Raw genomic sequence first — 22,448 nt, forward strand, 5'->3', positions numbered from 1 at the left:
GCCCGGCGATCAGCTGACGGCGAGCGCGGCGACGGTCAGATGGTGCATGCCCTTGGCGCCGGTGGTCCGGACGATCTCGCCGTTGCTGTAGAAGCCGCCGAACGGCACGTCGCCGAGCGCCTCGGCGAGCTGCTTGCCGGCGGCGTCCGTACCCTCCGGGCCCAGCGCGAGGCCGCGCACGCAGCAGTCGAAGACGAACACGCCGAGCGGGTCGGCGCCGCCGAGGGCGTCGACGGCTGCGGTGGCGGCCGCGGCCGCCGCGCCGGTCACCGCGTCCGGGTCGGCCTCCATGTACCAGGCCATCGCCCCCTCGGGGGTGTCGGCGAGCCCGGAGATCGAGCCCTCCTCGACGTCCGCGGCGAAGATCACCCGCAGGTCCTCACCGGTGCGCCGGGACAGCCCGAGCGGGTGCACGGTGGCGAAGCCGAAGAACGCGGCCGGGTCGGTGAGCAGGTCCGGGCTCGCCCCGCTGCGCCGCACGTAGACGTCCAGCGCGCGTTCGCCGTCCAGCTCGAAGATCTTGCCCTGGTGGCTGCGGGTGACCACCATCGGCTCGCCGGTCTTGCGCCAGCCGTGCGCCAGGCCCAGGCCCAGTGGCGCGTCGGAGCCCAGCGCGGCGGCCAGCACCCCGTTGGTCAGCACCTGCACGCCGGTGCCGTCGCTGAAGAAGTGCCGGGTCGAGGTCTGGGTGAGCCCGTCGGCCGCGCAGGCGCCGATCAGCGGGACGCCGGCGCCGGCGACCGCGTACGCGCCCCGGACCATCTCCTGCTGGTCGCTGCTGCGCCCGTCGCCGAGCAGCAGCACGGTCCGGAACTCCCGGTCGATGTCGTCGAGGCAGCTGGCCGCGCGCATGCCGGCCTCGCGCAGGTCGCACGAGCCCTCCGGCACGGCCCGTACGGAGGTGACGAAGCCGGTGCCGCCGAACGCCAGCACGACCACGGTCTCGCCGCGCCCGTCGGGGCTGAACTCGCCGGCGGTGGAGCAGCCGATCATCGGCACGTCGCCGCCGGCGGCCCGGTGCGCGGCCTCGGCCATCGCCTGGGTCGCGTACGGCAGCGAGGCGAAGACCACCAGCAGCGTGGCCCGCCGGTCGGCGACGGCGTCCCGGGCGGCGGCGGCACCGGCGGCGGCGGGGTCGCTCAGCAGGCTGCGCCCGACGCCGAACCAGCGTTCCCGGGACTCGTGCATGGCCGCTCCTTCTGCTCGCCGGACAGTGGTCATGACTCCTATCGGCAGCCGGGCCCCGGGCATGAGCGTGCCCGCCGCCGGTCAGCGGATCAGCGCGAGCGCCCGCTCGGCCAGCCCGGGCGGCGCGCAGCGCGGCGAGCCCGCGGCGAACGGCGGGTCGGGGTCGTACTCCATGGCCAGCTGCACGGCCCGGGCGGTGTTGTCGTCGCGCAGCCGGGCGAGCAGGGTCAGCGCCATGTCGATGCCGGCCGAGACGCCGGCCGCGGTGATGACCGGGCCGTCGATCACGACCCGCTCCTCGACCGGCTGCGCCCCGAACGCGGCGAGCCCGTCGCGCCACCCCCAGTGGCTGGTGGCCCGGCGCCCGGCCAGCAGACCGGCGCCCGCCAGCAGGAACGAGCCGCTGCACACCGAGGTCGTCCAGCGCGCGCGGGCGGCCACCAGCCAGTCCCGCAGCCCGGTGTCGGCCATCGCCTCGGCGGTGCCGGGGCCGCCGGGCACCACGATCACGTCCGGGTGCGCCAGCGCGGCGTAGCCGGCGGTCGCGGTCAGCGTCAGGCTGCCCAGGTCGTCGGTCACCGGGCCGGGCGCCGCGGCCACGAACGTCACGGTGATCCCGGGGGCGAAGCCGAGCACCGTGTAGGGCCCGACAGCGTCCAGGGCGGTGAACCGGGGGTACAGCGGGATCGCGACGTGCATGGCCTCAGGCCTCTCTCTGCTGGAAACGGCGGCGGTAGTCGGCCGGTGAGACCCGCCAGCGCCGGCGGAACGTGCGGTACAGCGTCTCGGGCAGCCCGAGGCCGCAGTCGCGGGCGATCCGGGCCAGCGGCGCGTCGGTGGACTCCAGCAGCCGGCGGGCGGCGTCGGCGCGGCTGTGCTCGACGTAGCGGCCGGGGGACATGCCGACCTGGCGGGTGAAGATGCGGGAGAAGTGCCGTTCGCTCATCGCGGTGCGCCGGGCCAGCGCCGGCACCGACAGGTCGGCGGCCGGGTTGGCGTCGATGTAGGCCTGCAGCTCGCGCAGCGTCTCGCTGCTCGGTGCGGCGGCGCGCATCGGGGTGCTGAACTGGCTCTGCCCGCCCGGGCGGTGCAGGTAGACGACCAGGCCGCGGGCCACGTCGGCGGCCAGCGCGGCGCCGTGGTCCGCGGCTACCAGCGCCAGCGCCAGGTCGATGCCCGCGGTGACCCCGGCGGAGGTCCACACCGGACCGTCGCGCAGGTAGATCGGGTCCGGGTCGACGCGCACCCGCGGGTACTGCGCGGCGAGGTCCCCGGCGATCAGCCAGTGGGTGGTGGCGCGGCGGCCGTCCAGCAGGCCGGCCTCGGCCAGCAGCAGCGCGCCGTTGCACACCGAGGCGACCCGCCGGGCGCGGCGGGCCAGGGCGGCGATCGGGCCGGCCAGGTGCAGCTGCCGGGGCGCGGACAGCCCGCCGGTGACCAGCAGCGTGTCGATGTCGGTGAGCTCGTCGAAGCCGACCGCGGTGGTGCTGACGCCGTTGTGGGCGCGGACCGCTCCGGGCGCGGCGGCGGCCACCTCCAGCCGGTAGCCGCCCCGGGCGATCAGCGCCGCGGTGGCGAACACGTCGGCCGGGCCGGCCAGGTCGAGCAGCTGAAAGCCGTCGTAGACGACGGCGACGATCCGGCGGTCCCCCATGACCTCGATGCTGGCGGGCCGGCCGTGGTGGCGTCCAGGCCACAACCATGACGATTCCTGCCATCACCCCAGCACGCGGCGGGCCTCGGCGAGCACCGGCGGCGAGGCCAGCGGCGCCCAGGTGGCGAACAGGTCGCGGAAGTAGTCGCCGTGCCGGGTGACGAAGCCCGGGTCGTGCTCGGCCACGTCCAGCTCGTTGACGATGCTCAGATCGGTGAACGGGCCGAGCTGCTCCGGGGCCAGGGTGTGCTCGGCGCCGGTGAAGCGGTCCCGGACCCGGCCGGTCTGCGGCAGCGCCCGCCAGGTGCGGGACCGGTCGCAGGCGCCGTACAGGTAGATCAGCGCCTCGGCCCGGTCGCCGACCAGCGCGCGCAGCAGGTGCCGGTCGGCGACCTCGAGCAGGCTCCGGTCGAAGCCGTCGGTGCCGTAGGCGGCGTGGGCCAGCCCGGCCAGCCGCACCTGCGGGTCGTGGCCGAGCGCGCCCAGCCGGTCGTGGACCCGGCCCAGGTGGGCGTACAGGGTGCCGCCGGGGGTGCGCGATCCGCTCGGCGCCGCGCTCGCGCAGCCAGGCCCGGACCGTCTGGGCGGTGCTCATGATGTCTGCTCCCGGGTCAGGACGGACATGATCACCTCGCAGGGGGCAGCGCGGTCAGGGCAGCTCGGGGTCGGGCGGGCGCCAGCCGCGGCGCCGGCCCCGGCGCAGCGCGGCGGTGACCAGCACCACCAGCAGCACCACGCCGGCGCCGATCGCGGCGGCCAGCAGGGACATGTCGCGGGCGTGGTCGCGCCGGGCGGCCAGCGCGACGGCCGCCGGGTCCTCGGTGTGCATGACTGCCGGCGCGGGCGCCGGGCGGGTCTCCGGCCCGAGCGTCTCGGTCAGCGCCCGGTACGGGTTCAGCACCCCGAAGCCGTACCGCTCGCTGCGCCGCCCGCCGGGTGCCGGGTCGGCGGTGGCGAAGATCCGCCGGGCCACCTGGGCCGGGGTCAGCGCCGGGAACCGCTGCTTGACCAGCGCCGCGGTGGCCGCCACGAACGGCGCCGCGTAGCTGGTGCCGTCGCCCCGGGTGTGCCCCTCGCCGCGCGCCGCGAGGGTGACACCGACCCCCGGCGCCACCACGTCCACATAGTCGCCGTGCTGGGAGAAGTCGCCGGCCACCCCGTCCGGGCCGATCGCGCCGACCCCGATCACGTCCGGATAGGACGCCGGGTACGGCCGCGGGTTGGCCTCGTCGGGCCGGCCGTGGTTGCCGGCCGCGGCCACCACGATCACCCCGGCGGCGGTCGCGCGGGCGACCGCCGCCCGCACCCGGTCGTCGTCGTCGGTCATCACCAGCGACATGTTGATCACGTCGGCGCCGCCCTCGTCGACCGCCCAGTCGATCGCGGTGGCGAACCTGGCCGGGCTGGCCGGCTCGCCGTTCTGCTGCTCGGTGTCGGTCTGCTCGCTGACCCGCACCGGCACGATGGTGGCGCCGGGCGCCAGCCCGCGCAGGCCCGCGCCGGCGACGGGCCGGGCGGCGATGACGCTTGCCACGGCGGTGCCGTGCCCGACGCAGTCCTGCCGGCCGGTGGCGTTGCCGTGCAGGAAGTCGCGGCCGGCGGCGACCTGGCCGTCGAGCTGCGGGTGGCCGGCGTCCACGCCGGAGTCGACGACCGCGATGCGGATACCGGCGCCGGTGGCGAACGGTGCCAGCCGCTCGGGGGCGAACAGCTGCGTCTCGTACGGCACCGCCGCGCTGACCTTGGCCGGGGCGGGCAGGCTCTGGCAGGCGAAGGCGCGGGCCTGCGCGGGCGCGGCGGGCGCCAGCACGGCGGCCGACGCGGTCAGCGCCGCCGCTACGGTGTGCAACCTCATCGCCACTCCCCCGGGACCGATCGGCTTGGATGGTACCGAGGCGGCCCGCGGGGTGCTGCCCCGGCGGCTGTGACCGGGGGCTCGATTGACCCGGTCCGGCGGCCGCCGCTAGGTTGGGGGAACCATCTGCGCCGTGGTGAGGGAAACCGGTGAGAATCCGGTGCGGTCGCGCCACTGTGAACGGGTCCCCGGGCCCGTGAGTCAGGACGCTCACCCGGACGCAGGCCTGTTGAACGGGACGCGTCATCCCGGTAGGAGGACTTACCCAGTCATGTCGAACACCACGCAGGCGGTAACCCGGCCGAGCACGCCCGCGGTCTCCGCGCGGGTCCTCACCGCGGCCGCCGGCGCCGTCATCCTGCTCATGCTGCTGGCCTACCTGGTCGCCTTCGATCAGGGTGCGCTGTCGCAGAGCGGCATGTACCTGCACGAGCTCATGCACGACGGGCGGCACCTGCTCGGCGTCCCGTGTCACTGAGTTCGCCGCGCACCACCCCGAGCTACGGTGCCCTCCTGCTGCGCGGCCTGCTGGCCGGCCTGATCGCCGGTCTGCTGGCCGGTGTCTTCGCGTACGCGAGCGGGGAGAGCCGGATCGACGCCGCGATCGCCATCGAGCAGGCCGCGGCCGCCACCGCCCCGGCGCACGGGACCGATGACGGTCACCACGACCAGGAGCTGGTCTCGCGCGCCGGCCAGAAGGTCGGGCTGTTCCTGGCCACCGCCCTGTACGGCGTGGCGATGGGCGGGCTGCTCGCGACGGCGTACACGGTGCTGCGCCGCCGGTTGCGCACCCCGAGCGACACCCGGGCGGCGTTCGGGCTGGCCGGGGCCGCGCTGCTGGGGGTGGTGCTGGTGCCGTTCGGCAAGTATCCGGCGAACCCGCCCGCGGTCGGCGACCCGGCGACGATCAACCAGCGCACCATCAGCTGGCTGGCGATCGTGGTGATCGGCCTGGTCGCGGTCTGGGCCGCGGTGGTGGCCTTCCGGGCGCCGCGCGCGCAGGCGCCGGAGTGGCTGCGGGCCACGGCCGCCGTGCTGGGCTTCGTGGCCGTGGTGGCGATCGGCTACCTGCTGCTGCCCGCGATCGACGAGGTGCCCGATACGTTCCCGCCGAGCCTGCTGTGGACCTTCCGGCTCGCCTCGCTCGGCACCCAGGTCACCCTCTGGACCGCGCTGGGGCTGGCGTTCGCGGCCCTGCTGCCGCGGCTGCGCCCCGCGGTGCGCGAGACGCCGGCCGAGGCCGTGCCGGCGTGAGCGGGTTGCGGCTGCTCGCCGCCGCCACGACACCGGCCCTGCGCCGGGCGGTCTTCGGCGGCGACGACGATCTCGACGAGGGCGGCCTGCGGGCCGCCCTCGCCCTGTCCGACCCGGACGGTCCCGACCTCGGCGGCCGCGCGGACCGCTGGGTCTGCGCGCCCTCGCAGGCGGCGCTGCAGACCGCCCGGGCGCTGGGCCACGACGACCCCGGCCACGACGACCCGGTGGTCGAGCGGGCGCTGGCCGATCCCGGGTACGGCAGCTGGACCGGGCTGGGCCTGGGCGACGTGGCGGGCCGGGATCCGGAGGGCCTGCAGGCCTGGCTCACCGACCCGGGCGCGGCCGCGCACGGCGGCGAGTCGCTGACGGCGGTCCGCAAGCGGGTGGGCGCCTGGCTGGACACCCAGGCCGGGCAGCGCACGGTCGCGGTGGCGCACCCGGTGGTGATCCGGGCGGCGCTGACCCACGCGCTGGGCCTGCCGGACGCGGCGGTGTGGCAGCTGGACGTGGCGCCGCTGTCGCTGATCAGGCTGACCCACCGCACGGGCCGCTGGCACGTGTCGTTCCCGCCGACCGCCCGCCTCGCCCCGCCGGACTGACCAGCCCGGCTCTCACCCCCGGCCCGGCCGCTCAGCTCAGCTGGTGAGGGCCTCGACTAGTGATCTTGCGAAAGCTAGCGGTAAGGCTGGTCAGAGGGCATGCTAGACGCCATTTCGGAGTTCGCGCCTCGGGGTGTGATACCCACGGCCGGCCGAGCACACCACGATCACCGCCGACGCGGTCATCGAGCTCATCGCACGACTGATTTACCCCACCCGCCGGCAGAGGTCACTGACGACGAGGGTCGACCGGATGGACGCAGCCACCGCCCTGCCGGTCAGCGTGGGCGAGTAGCCCGCCACGGCAGAAACCGCGCTCGACCAGGCCCGAACCGAAAGGGGTTCCCGTAGTCCTGGCGGAATATCAACGGACATGACCGACCAGGGGCGTGAGGACCAATGTTCGGAGGAGTCACGCTAGCGATGATCTTGGGGTGGGATCGAGGCCGCCGGCTTTGGCCCCCGTCGACCGGCGCGTTAGCCGACCTGCTTGCCTCCGGCATCGGGAGCGGGCTCACCCTCTGCCTGGGCGACCAACCGCCGCACCTCATCCGCGGACCGCTGCCACGGCAAGGCCCGCCATACCACCTTCCACGGCGCCGGGAGATCGAGCACCGCCGCGGCCGCGGTCCCCAACTCGACGAGCATCTGCGCCTTCCGCGTCTTCGGCCGCAGCGACAACATGATCCCGAACGCGGTGTACGCGACCTGAACGACGAGATCCCTCAGCGGCTGCCGGAACGTCGACGCGTACCGAGGCACCTCATCGGACAGCTTCAGCACCAGCTCCTCCAGCACCGCGTACTGCCGGTTGCGTTCGGTGGCCCACTTCGTGCGTAGCCGCGGATCGACGCCGTCCGGCATATCCGCCGCATACCTCTGCGCCGCCACCGTCATCCGCAACACCAGCGCCTGCACCTCACGGCGAGCCCGCAGCGCATCCAGGATCGCTTCCTTGCGGGCCTCCAGCCGCGGCTTCGCCACGTATTCGACCGCCAAGGTCACGACCAGAGCCGTCGCGCCGGCAGTCGACACGGTGTCCCAATTGATCGACGGCACGCGGCGCTCCCGAACTTGAATGGTTGGGCGCCGAGGGTATCGCCCGCACCCACCAGCGTCACCACGGCGCGGCGCGTACTGCGTGCGCAGGTCGCCGGCCTGGACCTGGCCCGCTACGCCCGGTTCTCGATGCTCACTCCCGACGTGGACATGCAGTTCGGCGGAGAGCTCTACGCTGTCCACCTGGACGGGCAGTACCACTACAGCGCCGAGAACTACGACTTCTGCGAAGCCTTTTGTTGTGGACTCCGCCCTGCGACTCAGCGCAACCGACTTCAGCATGTGGATGCCAGAGACGTTCGGCGACGCCAACAGAGCGAAGGAAACGATGAAGGCGAACGGCGGAAAGCTGCCAGAGGACTGGAAGTAGCCACCCGCCGTCGGGCAGCCTCCGGTCCCACAACGCATGCCCCTGGCCAGCCTTACCGCTAGTCTTCGCAAGATCACCAGTCAGGGCCGTGAGCCTCGGTTCGCCCAAGCCCGGCCGCTCAGTTCAGCTGGGCAACCCGACCGGGCAATGGTCAGCTCAGCGCCGCGCGGGCCCACCGGGTCACCAGCGACAACACCGGCGCCCGCCCCGCGAACACCTCCGCGGTGTCCCGCGAGTCGTACACACCCCTGCGCGGCGCCCGTGCCGCCGCGGCCAGCATCCGCGGCGCCAGCCAGTAGTACTTCGCCGCGCCGGTCAGCCTGATCGCCCGGTGCAGGGTCGCCTCGTCGACCGCGCCGGCCAGGCCCCGGCGGTAGCCGTCGGCGACCGCGGCCGTCACCTCGTCGAGCAGTCCGATGTCGATCAGGCCGTCGAAGAACGTGTCCAGGGTCAGGTTGGCGACGTCCTCGCCGATCGCGCCCGGGCCGGCGAACGCCCAGTCGAGCAGGACCGGCCCGGCCGCGCCGATGATCAGGTTCATCGGCCACAGGTCGTGGTGGCACAGCGTGCGGGGCAGCCGGTCGGCGGCGGCCAGCAGCTCGTGCCGGCGCTGCCAGAGCAGGCGCAGGTCGGCGCGCAGCCGCGGGGACCAGCCGGCGACCGCGGCCGGGTGGTCCCAGTCCGGCTCGGCGGCGGCCGACTGGGCGGTGGTGTAGTCGCGCAGGAAGTCACGCGCCAGCCAGGCGTCGGCCGGCGGCCGGCCGAGCCAGCGGGCCTGCCCGGCGCCGATCCGGTACGCGACCTCGCCCAGTTCCGCGCTGCCGCAGTCGGTGCCCGGCGTCCCGGTGACGTGTTCCAGCCAGAGGGCGACGGAGCCGTCGGGGCGTTCCTCGGTGCCCAGCAGCGCCGGCGCGGACAGCCCGGCGTCGGCGAACGCGGTGTGCGCCAGCCCGGTGCGGTACGCCAGCAGCTCACGCCGCCAGTAGTTCCAGTGCCCCGGCTCGTCGGAGGCCTGGAAGTGCGGCGCCGCGTCCGGCCGGCCGGGGGTGGAGATCTTCAGGACCGCGGGGGTGCCGGCCCGGTCGACCCGCCAGATGCCGCCGGTGGCGCCGCTGACGGTGTTGTGCGGCAGCTCGTGGGCGGTGGCGGGGTCGGCGACCAGGTCGCCCGGCGGGATCCTCACCGCACCGAGCCTAGTATGGACAAATTAATTTGTCGGTGAGAGGGTGGCGGCATGGAAGACGTCGCAGTGATCGAGGACCCGGCCGCGGCCGAGGCCAGCCTCGATCCGATCCGCAGCCGGCTGCTCGCCGCGCTGGCCGTGCCCGGCTCGGCCACGATGCTCGCCGCCCAGGTCGGCCTGCCCCGGCAGAAGGTCAACTACCACCTGCGCACGCTGGAGCAGCACGGGCTGCTCCGGCTGGTCGAGGAGCGCCGCCGGGGCAACGTCACCGAGCGGGTGCTGCAGGCCACCGCCGCCTCGTACGTGATCTCCCCCTCGGCGCTGGCCGCCGTGGCCCCGGACCCGGCCCGCGCCCCGGACCGGCTGTCGGCGCGCTGGCTGCTCGCGGTCGCCGCACGGCTGGTCCGCGACGTCGGCGCGCTGATCACCGGCGCCGACCGGGCCCGGCAGAAGGTTGCCACGTTCGCCATCGACGGCGAGATCCGGTTCGCCAGCGCGGCGGACCGGGCGGCGTTCGCCGAGGAGCTGACGGTGGCCGTGACGGCGCTGGTCAGCCGCTTCCACGACGAGGACGCCCCGGGCGGGCGCAGCCACCGGCTGGTGGTCGCGGTGCACCCGGCCGCGGCCCGGGAGGGCTGAGCGGATGGGCAAGGAGTTCGAGAGCCGGCTGGACGCGCAGGTGCCGGCCACCCCGCGGCAGGTGTGGGACGCGATCGCCACCGGGCCCGGGATCAGTTCCTGGTTCGTCGGGCGGACCGAGATCAACGGGGACACCGTGCGCACCTCGTTCGGCGACGGCTGGGTGCCGGCGGGCACCGTCACGGTCGCCGACGAGCCGCACCGGTTCGGCTACCGCAGTGCCACCGCCGAGGACGGGCGCTTCGTCGCGTACGAGTATCTGATCGAGGGCCGCGCCGGCGCGGCCACCGTGCTGCGCACGGTGACCAGCGGTTTCCTGCCGGGTGACGACTGGGCCGACGAGTTCGAGGCGATGCGGTACGGCACCGAGCTGTTCTTCCACACGCTGACCGACTACCTGCGCCACTTCGCCGGCCGGCCCGCCACCCCGGTGACCGTGTTCGGCCCGCCGGTCACCGACTGGCCGGCGACCTGGCAGCGGCTGCACACGGCCCTGGGCCTGGGCCCGGCGCCGCGCCCCGGCGACCCGGTGCACACCGCGGTCATCCCGGACGGTGTCGTGTCGTTCGTCAACCCGCACGCGCTGGCGGTGCGCGCCCCGGACGCCGTCTACCGCTTCCTGCGCGGCTTCCACGGCTCACTGGTCGCCGGCCACGCCCTGTTCACCGCAGCGGACCCCGGCGTCTGGGCCGGCTTCCTCGACTCCCTGGCCGACCACGGCTCCGACTGAAGGATCCACGATGCCGACTGTCACCTCCGCCGACGGCACCACCATCGCCTACGAGACCGTCGGGGCCGGACCCGCGCTGATCCTGGTCGACGGCGCCATGTGCTACCGCGGCCAGGGACCTGCCCGCGACCTCGCCGCCGCGCTCGCCGACACCTGCACCGTCTACTGCTACGACCGGCGCGGCCGCGGCGAGAGCGGCGACACCCCGCCCTGGTCGGCCGACCGGGAGATCGAGGACCTGGCCGCGCTGCTCGCGGTCGCCGGCGGTACGGCGTACCTGTTCGGCGCGTCCTCCGGGGCGGTGCTGGCCGCCGACGCCGCCCACCGCCTGCCCGGTTTCACCCGCCTGGCCCTGTACGAGCCGCCGTTCATCGTCGACGACACCCACGCGCCGCGCCCGGAGACGTTCCTGGCCGAGACCGAGGCGCTGATCGCGGCCGGCGACACCGGCGGCGCGGTCAAGAAGTTCCTGCGCTCGGTCGACATGCCCGGTTTCGCGGTGCGGATCCTGTCGGTGCTGCCGCCCTTCCGCAAGATCAAGGCAGCCGCCCACACGCTCCCCTACGACCTGCGCATCCTCGGCGACACCGGCCGGGGCCTGCCGCTCGATGCGGCCCGCTGGTCCGGCGTGAGCGCCCCGGCGATCGTCCTGGACGGCGGCAGGAGCCCCCGCTACATGCGCCACGCGGCGCGGGCGTTCAGCCAGGCGCTGCCCAAGGCCGACTACCGCACCCTGCCCGGCCAGACCCACCTGGTGAAGGCGTCGGTCGTCGCCCCGGCGGTCCGGGAGTTCCTCGGCGGCTAAGCGCCGCCCCCGGCACGCCGAACAGCAGGATATGGCGCAGCAATGGGCTCTGGCGGGCAACCTCGTGATCGCCTGCGCCTACGCCGCGATCACGATCGCGATCGCGGTGCCGGTGGTGCGCGCGGGTCAGCTGCGCAGCAACCGCCTCGCCGTGGCCACCGCCATGATCTTCTTCAGCTGCGCGGTCGGCCACGCCCTGCACGCCGCCATGTACTGGCAGGCCAGTATCGACGCGGTGGCGATGCCGGGCATGCACGACACGTCCGGCTGGTCGCTGTGGCCCACCGCGGTCTGGGACGTGACCACCGCCGCGGCCGGCATCTACTACTGGACCCTGCGCCGCAGCTACGGCGTGCTGCTGTCCGGCACCGGCGCGCTGTTCGTCGACCCGCACGAGCAGCAGCGCCGCCACGAGATCGAACTGCGCGAGAAGATCACCGAGGTCCGCGACCAGGCCGAGGCGGAACGCGACGCGCAGACCGCGATGCTGCGCGCGGTGGTCAGCAACAGCCAGTCGTCGATCTACATCAAGGACCTGCAGGGCCGGTACCTGCTGGCCAACGAGGCCTTCCAGGCGTCGTTCGGGGTCACCGAGGCCGACCTGCTCGGCCAGACCGACGAGTTCCTCGACCCGGTGCTGGCCCCGGTGTGGCGGGCCAACGACCGGCTGGCGTACGCCGGCGCCGTGCACCTGGAGGAGATCAACCAGAGCGACGGCGACCGGCGCGTCTACGAGTCCAACAAGTTCCCGCTCTACGACGCCGCCGGCGAGCTGTACGCGATCTGCGGCGTCTCGCTGGACGTCACCGACCTGCGCCGGGCCACCGCGCTGGCCGAGGCCGCCCGGGACGAGGCGCTGACCCAGTCGCGGATCAAGAGCGAGTTCCTGGCCACCATGAGCCACGAGATCCGCACCCCGATGAACGGCGTGCTGGGGCTGGCCGCGCTGCTGATCGGCACCGAGCTGGACCCCGGCCAGCGCCGCTACGCCACCGGGATCCACTCCGCCGGCACCGCGCTGCTCGGCGTCATCAACGACATCCTCGACTACTCCAAGATCGAGGCCGGCAAGGTGCAGCTGGACCCGGCCGACTTCGACCTGGTCGCGCTGCTGGACGAGGCCGTCGCGCTGATCCGGCCGGCGGCCCAGGACAAGGGCCTGACGGTGCAGGCCCGCCCGGGTGCCGGCCTGCCCGCGGCGGTACGCGGCGACGGCGGCCGGGTCCGGCAGGTCCTGCTCAACCTCGTCGGCAACGCGGTCAAGTTCACCGCCCACGGCAGCGTGACCCTGGCCGCCGCACCGGCCGGCGGGACCGCCGTGCGGTTCACGGTCACCGACACCGGCATCGGCATCGCCCCGGCCGACGCCGACCGGCTGTTCGAGCCGTTCACCCAGGCCGACGCGTCGACCACCCGCACGTACGGCGGCACCGGGCTGGGCCTGGCGATCAGCCGGCAGCTCACCGAGGCGATGGGCGGCACCATCGGGGTCACCAGCGAACCGGGCCGGGGCAGCACGTTCTGGTGCGAGATCCCGTTCGAGCCGACCCGGGGCGACGCCGGCGCGACCGCCCCGCCGGCGGCCGGGCTGCGCGCCCTGATCGTCGGCGCCGGCCCGGACCGGGCCGCGCTGGAGGCCGACCTGACCCGCTGGGAGTTCAGCGTCACTACCACCGGCACCGGGCCGGCGGCGCTGGACCTGCTGCGCGACGCGGCGGCCCGCGGGCGCCCCTACGACGTGCTGCTGCTGGACGCGGACCCCGGCGAGGTCGACACCGCCGGGCTGGCCCGGGCGGTCGCCGCCGACCCGGCGGTGCCGGCCGTGCACGTGGTGATCCTCAACGGCCCCGCGGACCTCGGCGACGGCGCCACCCACCTGGCCAAGCCGGTGCACCGCTCCGACCTGTACGACCTGCTGGCGCAGAGCATGGCCGCGGTGGTGCCGGTGCCGACCGCGGCCGCTCCGGCGCCGGCGGGACCGCTCGCCGGGCGCGGCACCGTGCTGCTGGTCGAGGACAACGACATCAACCAGATGGTCGCCGTGGGCGTGCTGGCCGGCCTGGGCTACCGCGCCGACGTGGCCGGCGACGGGCTGCAGGCCTGCGAGATGGCCGCCGCCCGGCGCTACGACGCGATCCTGATGGACTGCCGGATGCCCCGGATGGACGGCTTCACCGCGACCGCCCGGCTGCGCAGCCGCGAACAGCCGGGCGGCACCCGCACGCCGATCATCGCGATGACCGCCAGCGCGCTGGTCGCCGACCGGGAACGCTGCCTGGCCGCCGGGATGGACGACTACCTGGCCAAGCCGGTGAACCCGGCCGAGCTCGAGCACGCCCTGGACCGCTGGGTGCACGGCGACCCGGCGGTGCCGCTGCTGCCGGCCGCGGCGACCGGCCACCACGACGACCCGATCGGCCGCCGCCTGGACGAACTGGCCGGCGACCGTACCGGACCGGAACGCGACCTGGTGCACCGGCTGGTGGAGTCGTTCCTGAAGCGGGCCCCGCTGCACCTGGCCGCGCTGCAGGAGGCCTTCGAGCGCGGCGACCGGACGGCGTTGGAGGAGCAGGCGCACAGCCTGAAGGGCGCGGCGGGCAACATCGGCGCGGCGGCGGTGGCGGCGGTGTGCGACCGGCTGGAGGACACGGCCCGGTCGGGGCCGTTGCCGGCGGGCACGGCGCGGGAGCTGGACCGGCTGCGTGCGGAGCTGCGCCGGGCCGAGCGGCGGCTGCGGCTGGTGCTGACCCCGGCCGGCTGACCCGCGCCGCCGGCCGGCTCGCCGCCCGGCGCCCCGGGCAGACGCCGCCAGAATGCCTCCGAGCCCCGCCCGGCCCGGCGCCAGCGCGCCGCCCGGCGGGTACTCGCCCCGGGCACGGCGCGGTCTCAGGGCAGGGCGGCGGTGAGATCCGCCGCCGTCTCGAACGCGGTCGCCGCCCGGCCCGCGTCCGGCGGGCTCAGCGGCACCCGCCCGGCCCGCGCCAGCAGCTCCCCCGCGGCAGCCGGGTCCTGCAGCACCAGCGCCAGCTCCGCCCGGTAGACCAGCGCCTCGACCAGCCCCATCGGGTCGTCGCCGGGCTCGGCGCGGGCCAGCGCGCCGTCCAGGATCCGGGCGGCCTGCCGGGCGTCGCCCTTGGAGTCGGCCAGCACCACCGCGTTCGCCAGGGCCCGGGCCAGCCGCCCGGCCGGCGCCGGCGCCGGCGCCTCGGTGTCGCTGTGCTGCACGACGCGGATCCAGTTGCCGCCGGGGTCGATGACGCTGAAGCCGCTCACCCCGGCGGCGTTGCTGCGGGCCCGCGGCCGGGTCATCCGCGGGATGCCGGTGACCAGCACCTTGCCGTACGCGGCCCGCATGCCCGCCGCGAACGCCCCGTGCAGCGCGGCGATGTCGCGGGTCAGCACCAGGCAGGAGCCGTAGGAGGCGGCCGGGTCGAAGCCCGCCATCTCGAAGAAGTGCAGGTGCAGGTCCTCGCGCCGCAGCGCCGCGTACGGGTGGGGCCGGCGCTGGCGGTAGGTCGGCGCGAAGCCGAGGACCTGGTAGAAGGCGACGGTGTCGTCGAGGGACGAACAGGGCAGCAGGGGGACCGTGACCTCGTGGCTCATGCCGCTGTTCCTAGCCGTCGCGGGCACCACGGCGCACATGGAAAGGGCCGTTCGTCGTCGCCGCCGCCCCGAAGGGCCGATGCCCCGGCGCGGTGGCGCCGGGTTGTCGGTGGGTGGCGCTAGGGTCGGTCCGCGATGGTGGATGACGATGCTTGCGTGCTGACCGACCCGACGCCCGCGGCGGCGGGTCATGCCGGTGATCCCGTGCCCGAGACCCGGCCCTGCGCGCACTGCGGGCGGCCGGTGCCGCAGCGGGCCGCCGCCGGGCGTCCGTTCCGCTACTGCCGGGACAACGACGGCGAGTGCCAGCGGGCCTCGCGCAACGTGCGCATGCGGCACCGCTCGTCGCCGGGCCTGGCCGGTCAGGTGGCCCGCACCTGGGAGGCCGTCGACCGCCTCGACCAGCTCGTCGGCACGCTCAGCGAGGCCCTGCACGCCGAGATGTCGCCGGCCGGGGTGGAGCGGCAGGTCGCCGAGGTCCGGGCGGAGACGTCCCGGCAGATCGCCGCCGCGCACACCGAACGCGACGACGCCCGCCACGACGCCGACCGGGCGGCCGAGGCGGCCGGGGTCGCCGCGCAGGAGGCGGCCGTGGCCCGGGCCGAACGCGACGACGCCCGGCAGAGCGCGGCGCAGGCCCGGCGGCTGGCCGAGGCGGCCGCGCAGGACGCCCGGTCGGCGGTGACCGGCCGCGACCGGGCGCAGGCCGCCGCGAGCGCCGCCGCGGCGTTGCGGGCCCAGGCGGAGGCCGACCGCGACCGGGCCCGCGAGGAGGCGGCCACCGCCCGCCGCGAGCTCGACGCCGCCCACCGTGAGATCGAGGCCCAGGCCCGGGAGCTGCACGCCGCCCGCGGCGACGTCGCGGCCCAGGCCCGCGACCTGGAGACCGCCCAGGCCACGGCCCAGACCCTGACCGACGAGCTGGCCGCGGCCCGGGCCGGTGTGCAGGCGCTGACCGATGAGCTGGCCGCCGCGCGGGAGGTCGCCGAGCGCCGGGACCGGGAGCTGGCCACCGCCCACGACGCGGCCCGGGCCGCCGAGGCCGACCGTGACGCCGCCCGCCGCGACCTCGACACCGCGCAGGCCGAGCTGGCGGCCACCCGCGCCCAGGCGCAGCAGGCCGCGCGGGAGCTCACCGCCGCCCGCGCCGACGCCGACCACCACCGTCAGGCCGCCGAGCGCGCCGTGCGGGAGGTCGAGGCGCTGCGGCGTACCGTGGAGCAGGTCCGGGCCGACGCCGAGCGCGACCGGGCGGGGCTGACCGCGGCCCGCGCCGACGCGGATGCCGCGCACACCCGGGTGGCGCAGCTCTCCGCGCAGGTCGGCGACCTGGCCTCGGCGCTGGCGTCGCTGGGGCCGGCGCGGGGTGTGCCGGTGCAGGGGGCGCCGGGTTGACCGGTGGCGTGGTGACCGACATCGCGCTATCCGCAGATCACGCAAACCCGGGTAAAGTGGACCAAGGTCCACTTCAGGACGGGGCTGAGTCGGCCGATAGGGTACCCGGGCGGTTACGCTCGAAGCGTTAACACCGTCGACATACGGCGGTCGCGGCAGGAATCTCGCGACCGCCCCTTTCGTTACATCAACGGAAGCAGCACCACGAGCGAGGGGAAAGCCGATCATGGGCGAACGCATGCTGCGTGGCAGCCGTCTAGGCGCAGTCAGCTACGAGTCCGACCGCAACACGGAGCTGGCGCCCCGGCAGACCCGCGAGTACCTGTGCGTGAAGGGTCACCAGTTCGAGGTGCCGTTCGCCGTCGACGCCGAGGTGCCGATCACCTGGGAGTGCAAGTTCGACGGCAGCGTCGCGCGACTGGTCGACGGCAACGAGCCGGAGCAGAAGAAGGCGAAGCCGCCGCGGACGCACTGGGACATGCTGCTCGAGCGCCGGTCGATCTCGGAGCTGGAGGACATCCTCAACGAGCGGCTGCAGGAGGTCCGCACCCGACGGGGTCGCTGACCAGCACGGAAACGTCGATCGCCGTCCCGCATACCGCGGGACGGCGATTTTTGTGCGACGGTCCGCGACGGGCGTCAGACCTCCCAGAGCACGGCGCCGGTGGTGGCGTAGATGACGACGTTCCCGTCGTCCTGCACTGCGAGCCGGTTCCCGCCGCGGCCCCAGGTGGCGGAGTGCCACAGCGCCCGGGTGCGGGCAGCGTTGTAGACGACGAAGTTCCCGTCGTTCTGGAACACGGCGAACGCCCCAGGGTTGCCGTGCGTGTAGGAGGCCCACTTGACGCTGCCGTTGGCCCGGTAGAGGACCAGGTTGCCGTCGGACTGCATGAGGAACAGCGCGTTGTTGCTGCGGCATCCGGTGTTGGGGTTGAACACCGTGCCGCGCCCGTAGACGCAGGCGCGCCGCGGGCCGATGTCGGCCGGTTCGGCCGCCGCGGACGACGGCTCGGCGGGGCTGCCGATGACGGAGCTCGCGGGGCTGCTCGCCGCCGGCGCACCAGCTGCGGCGACCGGCGTCAGCAGGAGCGCGGTCCCCGCCAGGACCAGGCCGAACAGGACGCGGTGAAGTCGGATCATGGTTGTTCCCTCCGGTCGAGAAGCTTGCGGTAGCGCGTCACCGGCCGTTCCGGCGACGCAGGCAGACCATGCGCCGGGGTCGTCCGGTCCGGACAGCACGACCGCGGAATGGGTTGCGAGATCTTGCAACGGCGCGGCGGCCGGGCCTTCCCTGCCCGGTCTGCAGCTGATGTGCTGGGCGGGCATCGGGGGGTGGACCCTCGGCCGCATCGACATCGATAGAGGCAGATCGACTGCAAGGCCGTCGGAGGAGCCATGCGAGTCACCAGTCCTGGAGCCGTACCGTCGTTGACCCGGTGGGGTGTTCCCGTCGACGCCGATCTGGTCTACCGCGCCCTGGCCATCGTCGGTTCGATGGGTGAGACCCGGCTCGTCCGCGAGTTGGGCGTGACGCGGGTCCGGGTCCGGTCGGCCGTTGACGAACTCGTGGCGCGAGGGTTGATCACGACCGGTACGGCATCCGGGCCGCGGCGTTCACGCGTGTGGATCGCGGCGCCGGTGCCCGACGCCCTGGGCCGGTTGCGTCCACGGCCCGTGCGGACCGCGCCGCACGAGCGATGGCGGGACCATTTCGGGGTGCTCGACGGACTGCAGGTGCCGGCGCTGGACGACCTGACGGTGCGGCATTGGCGCAGTCGTGCGCTGGCACGGCGACGTGCCGCGCATCTGGTCGCGGTGGAGCGCCACGAACATCTGACGATCAGCACAGAGGAAGTGATCAGCGCGGAGTCCTGGGCCGCCGCCCTGCCGCTGGATCAGAGTCTGCTGGATCGCGGTGTCCGGATGCGGGTGCTGAGCCGGCCGCCGGCCGACGGCGACCGTTCGGCTCCGCCGCGGGCCATCGTGCAGGGGGCCGCGGGAATCTGCCGGCAGGCGTCCGACCTACCCCTCAAGCTGATGATCTTCGATCGCAGGGTGGCGCTGTTGCCTTCCGATCCCCTCGATCTCGAGGCGGGGTACGTAGAGGTGAACGAGCCGTCGGCGGTGCAGGAGCTGTGCCTGTTCTTCCACCGGTTATGGAGATTCGGTCGTGACCCGTTTCGGGAGGGGGTCCCCGCCATCGATCTGACCCAGCGGGAACGGGCTCTGGTCGCGCTGCTGGCCGCCGGCCATACCGACGTGTCCGCCGCGGAGCAGATGAACGTCAGCGCCCGCACCGTCGCCTATGCCCTGCGAGCGTTGATGGATCGGCTCGGGGTGGAGAACCGCTTCCAGCTCGCCCTGCTGCTCGGTGCCGCGGGGGCGGCGCCGCTGCCGTCGACCGGTCACCCCGACACGCCCGCCGGAGCTGATCAGACATGACGAGGTCGTCTTCTGCCGCTGTCGTGGCCGCCGCGATACTCCTGATCTCCGCTGCGGTGCGGCCGGCATCCGCCGAGGTCACGGCCCCGTCCCCGGCGGCAAGCCGGGCCTACGGCGCCATGACGCCGGCGCCGACACCGACGACCCGGCCGGTCCGATGGAACGACGGTGGTTGTGCCACCGGGAGCATCGGCCCGCTGGAGCGGGACGCGCAGAACCACGTGATGATTCCCGCCGAGATCGCCCTCTGCCGCCCCTGGCTCGCCAAGTACGCCTTCACCGTGGTGGCTTTCCGGGCGGACCGGCCGCCGCTCGCGGTGGCCTCCCGGCTGCGCCGGTACGAGCCCGGCGAACCCACCGTTGTCCGGGCCGCGTTCCACACCGTCCCGACGTGGAGCCCGGTGGGGGTGTGCCTGATGCGCAGCGCCGACGTTCGCCTCGCGTGCCTCAGGCTCGACATCGCCGCCGACGGTGAGATGGTCGCCGCCCCGCTGCCGACGGACGACCCGCTGGTGAACCGGCCGGTGCACTACGTCGACGACTCTGGTGATCCCGAGCCGGGCGCCGGCTTCTGCGCCACCTGCCTGGGACTCGGGTTCTGACCGCCCTAGCGGACGATCTCGCCCTCGACGACCTCGCCCTGCAGGATCTGCCCGGACGTCGCCGGTGCCGGGCCGGTGCCGGGCTCGTCGACCGGGGCCGCCTGGCGGACCCGCACGTGCCGGGGGCCGAACAGGTCACCGGCGACCGCCGGCGACACGCGCCGCTCGGTGGCGCGTTCCACGCCGCGGCGGGCCAGGATCCGGCCCGGCGGCAGCACCAGCAGCAGCCCCGCGACCGCCGAGATGAAGCCCGGCACCGCCAGCAGCAGCGCCCCGAGCAGCCCGACCAGCGAGTTGCTGACCTGCGGGCCCGGCGGGCGGCCGGCCTCGGCGGCGGTGCGGAACGCCCGCCAGCCGCGGATGCCCTCGCGGCGCAGCAGCGCCAGCCCGGCCACACTGGACGCCGCGATGATCAGCAGCGCCCAGAACGCGCCGAGCGACTTCACCACCGCCACGAACACGGCGATCTCGGCCACGGCGAGCAGCAGCAGCCCCAGCGGGAGCAGGGCCAGACCTCGGCGCATCTTCAACACCCTTCCGGCGTCACCTCGACGACTACCGCAAGCATGACACGCACCCGCTCGGTCACGGCCAGGTCGAACCCTGCCGCGGCTTGCGCCCGAGCTTGGCCAGCAGCGCGTCCCGGCGTGCCGTGGCACCCCACACGGTGACCCTGAGCAGCTGTTCCTTGAAGATGTTGCCGCTCATCTTGCTGACGCCGTGTTCGCGCTCGGTGAACGTGATCGGCACCTCGGCCATCCGGAAACCGTGCCGGTAGGTGCGCCAGGCCAGCTCCACCTGGAACGAGTAGCCGGTCGAGGCGACCGTGGCGACGTCGATCGCGTCGAGCACCGCCATCCGGTATGCCCGGTAGCCGCCGGTGGCGTCCTTGAACGGCATGCCCAGCGCCATCCGGATGTAGATGTTGCCGCCACGCGAGAGCAGCAGCCGGTGGGCCGGCCAGTTGTGCACGCTGCCGCCGGGGATGTACCGGGTGCCCAGCACCGCGTCGGTGTCACGCAGCGCGTCGAGCAGCTTGTGCAGCTCCTCGGGGGCGTGCGAACCGTCGGCGTCCATCTCCACGACCGCGTCGTAGCCCTTGTCCTTGGCCCACGCGAACCCGGCCACGTACGCCGCGCCCAGGCCCTGCTTGCCGGCGCGGTGCAGCACGAACACGTGGTCGTCGGCGGCGGAGATCTCGTCGGCGATCACACCGGTGCCGTCGGGTGAGTTGTCGTCGGCGACCAGGATGTCCACCGACGGCACGGCCCGGCGGACCCGTTGCGTGATCAGCCGGACGTTGTCGGCCTCGTTGTAGGTCGGGATGACCACGAGGACGCGTCCGATCCCCGGGTATCCTTCCGCGCCCGAAACCGTCGGGTTCGCGTCGCTCACCGTTCCTCCGTCGTCGGCTCTGCGGCCGCGCCGGCCGCACGCCGGCGGCGCCTCATCGGCGTCGCCGCCACGAGGACGAGCACGGCCAGGGCCACGGCCGCCAGTTCCGGCCAATGCCCCAAACGAGTCGCCAGCGTACGCGGTCCGTCCACCCGCATGTCATGCAGGACCACGCCCGGCACGTTGAAGCCGGTCGACGAGTGCACCTGACCTGCGGTGCCGACAAAAGCGGACACTCCCACCGTGGACACCATCAGCGCCTCCCGGCCGTGCTCGACCGCCCGCAGCCGCACCATGGCCAGCTGCTGGCGGGCCTCGGCCTCGTTGAAGGTGGCGTTGTTGGTCTGCACGGCGAGGATCTGCGCGCCGCCGGTGACGGTGTCGCGCACGATCGCGTCGTAGGCGACCTCGAAGCAGATGACGTCGCCGACGGTCACCGCCGGGGTCCGCACCACCCCGGGGGTGTCCCCGGCGACCATGTTCTTCACCAGGTCGACCTTGTCGCTGACCACCCGGGCGATCGGCCGCAGCGGCATGTACTCGGCGAACGGCACCGGGTGCCGCTTGATGTAGAGCTGCTCCAGGTCAGGCCCGGTGACCGGCTGCCACAGGATGCCGGCGTTGCGGATCTCACCGGGGATGTCGCTGCGCAGCACCGCGCCGAGCAGGATCGGCACGCCGATCGCGGTGGCCGCCGCGGCGATCTGCTGGGCGGCGTCGGGGTTGCGCAGCGGGTCGATGTCGCTGGCGTTCTCCGGCCAGATCACCAGCTCGGGCTGTTTCGCCCGGCCGGCCCGCACGTCCGCGGCCAGCTGCTCGGTGGCCCGCACATGGTTGAGCAGCACCGCCGCCCGCTGGGCGTTGAAGTCCAGGCCCAGCCGCGGCACGTTGCCCTGCACGATCGCCACCGTGCGGGTCGCCGCCGCCGGCTGCGCCACCGCCACCAGCGCCGGCCCGGCGATCAGCGCCGCGGCGGTCATCGCGAAGCCGGCCGCGGCCGGCCAGCCGCGCGGCCGGCGCCAGCGCCGCCAGGCCAGCGCGACCAGCGCGCCGCCGGCCGCGCCGACCGCGAAGGTCACCAGCGGGGCCCCGCCGAGCACCGCCAGCCGCAGCGCGGGCGCGTCACCCTGGCTGAACGCCAGCCGCCCCCACGGGAAACCACCGAACGGCGCCCTGTCCCGCAAAGCCTCCTGGGCGACCCAGAGCAGCCCGGCGGTCAGCGGCCACAGCGCCCGCCACCGGTCGTGCAGCGGCGACAGCCACGCCCCGGCGAGCCCGAGCAGCCCCAAAAAAGCCGCCTGGGCGGCCGACAGCAGGATCCACGGCAGCCAGCCGCCGGTCACGTTGGTCCACTCCAGCAGCGGCACGAAGAACGCCAGCCCGGCGATCAGGCCCACTCCGGCGCCGCCGCGCAGCCGCCGCCGGTGGGTGGCCGCGGCGAGCACGGCGACCGCGACCGGCGCCAGCCACCACAGCCCGTACGGGGGGAACGACACCAGCATCGCGGCGCCCGCGACGAGCGCGAGCAGCACCGAGACCCCTCGGCGCACCGGCCTGGGCGCCGCGGGCACGACCGGGCCGGACGCCGGCGCGGGCGTTGGCTGAAGCGTCAATAAATCCACCCGCGGAAGATTACCTGGCGGTGGTCACGAATCCGTCGCACACGCTACCG

The 22,448-nt window shown here is 74.5% G+C and carries 23 protein-coding genes and 1 riboswitch; of the genes, 11 read left to right on the top strand and 12 right to left on the bottom strand.

Translation table 11 applies throughout. The features are described from left to right. Nucleotides 1-9: 9 nt before the first annotated feature. From ACIBQZ_RS29835 to mycP, 5 genes are all read right to left on the bottom strand, one after another. The gene (locus tag ACIBQZ_RS29835; RefSeq protein ID WP_396092133.1) at nt 10-1,188 is read right to left on the bottom strand and encodes an FIST signal transduction protein; all 1,179 of its coding nucleotides are present in this window, start codon (nt 1,186-1,188) and stop codon (nt 10-12) included. Nucleotides 1,189-1,269: 81 nt separating this feature from the next. Beyond that, nucleotides 1,270-1,887 (bottom strand): DJ-1/PfpI family protein, encoded by a 618-nt coding sequence (locus ACIBQZ_RS29840; RefSeq protein ID WP_396092134.1) that lies wholly within the window; start codon nt 1,885-1,887, stop codon nt 1,270-1,272. Between the two features lie 4 nt (nt 1,888-1,891). Then, nucleotides 1,892-2,842, bottom strand: a complete 951-nt coding sequence (locus tag ACIBQZ_RS29845; protein WP_396092135.1) for a GlxA family transcriptional regulator — start codon at nt 2,840-2,842, stop codon at nt 1,892-1,894. A 63-nt stretch (nt 2,843-2,905) separates the two neighbouring features. After that, complete coding sequence (locus tag ACIBQZ_RS29850) at nt 2,906-3,361, bottom strand: DUF6817 domain-containing protein (RefSeq protein ID WP_396092166.1); 456 nt, start codon at nt 3,359-3,361, stop codon at nt 2,906-2,908. Between the two features lie 130 nt (nt 3,362-3,491). Continuing rightward, entirely contained in the window at nt 3,492-4,697 is a 1,206-nt protein-coding gene (mycP, locus tag ACIBQZ_RS29855) for a type VII secretion-associated serine protease mycosin (RefSeq protein ID WP_396092136.1), read from the bottom strand. 93 nt (nt 4,698-4,790) lie between these two features. After that, a riboswitch (cobalamin riboswitch) is annotated at nt 4,791-4,930 on the top strand. Between the two features lie 38 nt (nt 4,931-4,968). Between mycP and ACIBQZ_RS29860 the strand changes: the two genes are divergently transcribed. The 3 genes from ACIBQZ_RS29860 to ACIBQZ_RS29870 are packed head-to-tail and all read left to right on the top strand — an operon-like array spanning nt 4,969 to nt 6,553. Continuing rightward, the gene (locus tag ACIBQZ_RS29860; protein ID WP_396092137.1) at nt 4,969-5,175 is read left to right on the top strand and encodes a CbtB domain-containing protein; all 207 of its coding nucleotides are present in this window, start codon (nt 4,969-4,971) and stop codon (nt 5,173-5,175) included. Further along, nucleotides 5,166-5,951 carry a CbtA family protein gene (locus tag ACIBQZ_RS29865; RefSeq protein WP_396092138.1) on the top strand — a complete coding sequence of 262 codons (786 nt, stop codon included), beginning with the start codon at nt 5,166-5,168 and terminating at the stop codon, nt 5,949-5,951. Before ACIBQZ_RS29860 ends, ACIBQZ_RS29865 begins: the two co-directional genes overlap by 10 nt. Continuing rightward, on the top strand, nt 5,948-6,553 hold the full coding sequence (locus ACIBQZ_RS29870; protein ID WP_396092139.1) for a histidine phosphatase family protein: 606 nt from the start codon (nt 5,948-5,950) through the stop codon (nt 6,551-6,553). The genes ACIBQZ_RS29865 and ACIBQZ_RS29870 overlap by 4 nt, the downstream gene beginning before the upstream one ends. Before the next feature lie 477 nt (nt 6,554-7,030). Here the strand turns inward: ACIBQZ_RS29870 and ACIBQZ_RS29875 are convergent, their stop codons facing one another. Continuing rightward, complete coding sequence (locus ACIBQZ_RS29875) at nt 7,031-7,612, bottom strand: hypothetical protein (protein ID WP_396092140.1); 582 nt, start codon at nt 7,610-7,612, stop codon at nt 7,031-7,033. Nucleotides 7,613-8,133: 521 nt separating this feature from the next. Further along, on the bottom strand, nt 8,134-9,165 hold the full coding sequence (locus ACIBQZ_RS29880; RefSeq protein WP_396092141.1) for a phosphotransferase: 1,032 nt from the start codon (nt 9,163-9,165) through the stop codon (nt 8,134-8,136). A gap of 51 nt (nt 9,166-9,216) precedes the next feature. On the opposite strand from ACIBQZ_RS29880, the gene ACIBQZ_RS29885 reads away from it, so the two are divergent. From ACIBQZ_RS29885 to ACIBQZ_RS29900, 4 genes are read left to right on the top strand one after another with little or no spacing between them, the layout of a single operon-like run. Then, nucleotides 9,217-9,804, top strand: coding sequence for a winged helix-turn-helix domain-containing protein (locus tag ACIBQZ_RS29885; protein WP_396092142.1), 588 nt, complete (start codon nt 9,217-9,219; stop codon nt 9,802-9,804). A gap of 4 nt (nt 9,805-9,808) precedes the next feature. Further along, complete coding sequence (locus tag ACIBQZ_RS29890; protein WP_396092143.1) at nt 9,809-10,534, top strand: SRPBCC domain-containing protein; 726 nt, start codon at nt 9,809-9,811, stop codon at nt 10,532-10,534. Between the two features lie 10 nt (nt 10,535-10,544). Then, on the top strand, nt 10,545-11,339 hold the full coding sequence (locus ACIBQZ_RS29895; RefSeq protein WP_396092144.1) for an alpha/beta fold hydrolase: 795 nt from the start codon (nt 10,545-10,547) through the stop codon (nt 11,337-11,339). A 31-nt stretch (nt 11,340-11,370) separates the two neighbouring features. Continuing rightward, nucleotides 11,371-14,100 carry an ATP-binding protein gene (locus tag ACIBQZ_RS29900; RefSeq protein WP_396092145.1) on the top strand — a complete coding sequence of 910 codons (2,730 nt, stop codon included), beginning with the start codon at nt 11,371-11,373 and terminating at the stop codon, nt 14,098-14,100. 125 nt (nt 14,101-14,225) lie between these two features. Here ACIBQZ_RS29900 and ACIBQZ_RS29905 read toward each other — a convergent pair whose 3' ends face one another. After that, nucleotides 14,226-14,942, bottom strand: a complete 717-nt coding sequence (locus ACIBQZ_RS29905; protein WP_396092146.1) for a bleomycin resistance protein — start codon at nt 14,940-14,942, stop codon at nt 14,226-14,228. Between the two features lie 156 nt (nt 14,943-15,098). Here ACIBQZ_RS29905 and ACIBQZ_RS29910 point away from each other — a divergent pair, with 156 nt between their 5' ends. Together ACIBQZ_RS29910 and ACIBQZ_RS29915 are read left to right on the top strand one after the other, a co-directional pair. Beyond that, on the top strand, nt 15,099-16,337 hold the full coding sequence (locus ACIBQZ_RS29910; RefSeq protein WP_396092147.1) for a serine/threonine protein kinase: 1,239 nt from the start codon (nt 15,099-15,101) through the stop codon (nt 16,335-16,337). A 226-nt stretch (nt 16,338-16,563) separates the two neighbouring features. Next, nucleotides 16,564-16,902, top strand: a complete 339-nt coding sequence (locus tag ACIBQZ_RS29915; RefSeq protein WP_015622005.1) for an RNA polymerase-binding protein RbpA — start codon at nt 16,564-16,566, stop codon at nt 16,900-16,902. A gap of 74 nt (nt 16,903-16,976) precedes the next feature. On the opposite strand, the gene ACIBQZ_RS29920 is transcribed toward ACIBQZ_RS29915, so the two are convergent. After that, on the bottom strand, nt 16,977-17,477 hold the full coding sequence (locus tag ACIBQZ_RS29920) for a hypothetical protein (RefSeq protein ID WP_396092148.1): 501 nt from the start codon (nt 17,475-17,477) through the stop codon (nt 16,977-16,979). Between the two features lie 255 nt (nt 17,478-17,732). Here ACIBQZ_RS29920 and ACIBQZ_RS29925 point away from each other — a divergent pair, with 255 nt between their 5' ends. Both ACIBQZ_RS29925 and ACIBQZ_RS29930 read left to right on the top strand, forming a co-directional pair. Continuing rightward, on the top strand, nt 17,733-18,779 hold the full coding sequence (locus tag ACIBQZ_RS29925; protein ID WP_396092149.1) for a LuxR C-terminal-related transcriptional regulator: 1,047 nt from the start codon (nt 17,733-17,735) through the stop codon (nt 18,777-18,779). Then, nucleotides 18,776-19,381, top strand: coding sequence for a hypothetical protein (locus ACIBQZ_RS29930; RefSeq protein ID WP_396092150.1), 606 nt, complete (start codon nt 18,776-18,778; stop codon nt 19,379-19,381). Before ACIBQZ_RS29925 ends, ACIBQZ_RS29930 begins: the two co-directional genes overlap by 4 nt. 5 nt (nt 19,382-19,386) lie before the next feature. Here ACIBQZ_RS29930 and ACIBQZ_RS29935 read toward each other — a convergent pair whose 3' ends face one another. The 3 genes from ACIBQZ_RS29935 to lnt form a co-directional block, all read right to left on the bottom strand. Further along, nucleotides 19,387-19,905 (bottom strand): FxsA family protein, encoded by a 519-nt coding sequence (locus ACIBQZ_RS29935; protein WP_396092151.1) that lies wholly within the window; start codon nt 19,903-19,905, stop codon nt 19,387-19,389. Nucleotides 19,906-19,966: 61 nt separating this feature from the next. Continuing rightward, nucleotides 19,967-20,776: a polyprenol monophosphomannose synthase gene (locus ACIBQZ_RS29940; RefSeq protein ID WP_396092152.1), complete on the bottom strand. Its 810-nt coding sequence runs from the start codon at nt 20,774-20,776 to the stop codon at nt 19,967-19,969. Beyond that, on the bottom strand, nt 20,773-22,278 hold the full coding sequence (gene lnt, locus ACIBQZ_RS29945) for an apolipoprotein N-acyltransferase (protein ID WP_396092167.1): 1,506 nt from the start codon (nt 22,276-22,278) through the stop codon (nt 20,773-20,775). Before lnt ends, ACIBQZ_RS29940 begins: the two co-directional genes overlap by 4 nt. Nucleotides 22,279-22,448: the final 170 nt, after the last annotated feature.

The organism is Actinoplanes sp. NPDC049599, from assembly GCF_044465625.1.
GTDB lineage: Bacteria > Actinomycetota > Actinomycetes > Mycobacteriales > Micromonosporaceae > Actinoplanes.